Source organism: Mesorhizobium sp. M7A.F.Ca.MR.362.00.0.0, from assembly GCF_004023175.1.
GTDB lineage: Bacteria > Pseudomonadota > Alphaproteobacteria > Rhizobiales > Rhizobiaceae > Mesorhizobium.
Genome location: NZ_RZTF01000235.1, coordinates 9,607 through 10,184, shown reverse-complemented (window position 1 = coordinate 10,184; position 578 = coordinate 9,607). Strand labels below are relative to the sequence as shown.

1 protein-coding gene is annotated in these 578 nt (G+C 63.7%); it reads right to left on the bottom strand.

Going from position 1 to position 578, the window contains the following annotated elements; genetic code table 11:
* On the bottom strand, positions 1–578 hold a 578-nt coding region (locus EOC06_RS43395; protein WP_281062107.1), incomplete at both ends, for a GH25 family lysozyme.

The following is a 578-nucleotide window of genomic DNA, read 5'->3' as shown; positions in this document are numbered from 1 at the left end:
TGCGGAAGCCGTCGCGGAAACGGGACCAGCGTGTGCCCAACGCTGTAACCATGTCCTCGAGAGTCGGCGGCGCGGCCACAGACGCATAGGTGATGGTGACATTGCCGGCGAGGCCGGCCTCGCGTGAAACCGGTAGCGGTATCGAGGCGAGATAGTCCGGCGGCACGTCGATAAGCCCACCGAACGGCCATTGCGCGCGCAGCGTGGCGGCGTCTGTCGGCGCGACATTCACGTCTATGTCGTTAGGCGTGCCGGCAACCCTGTAAGGGCAGCGGAAACGGCCGCAATTGGCTTGCGCCGAAAACTGCCACAGTGCGTAGCCTTGCCAGTTGCCCATCGGAAAATGCACGTCGATGTCCTTGGTGTAGCGCGCATACCAGAGCGGCAGCCGCGACAGGAGCCGGTATCGGTAGCTGTTGTCGGCAATGTAGCGGGCGGTCTTGCCGTTGGTGTACAGCACCGGGAAACGGCCGATGCGCCGATGCACCTGGCGTACGAACTCCTCGGCATCGTCGAGCGACATCCATTGCGAGGGGTCATTGCCCTCGATGTCGAGAGCCATGAGATCGTCCGGCGCA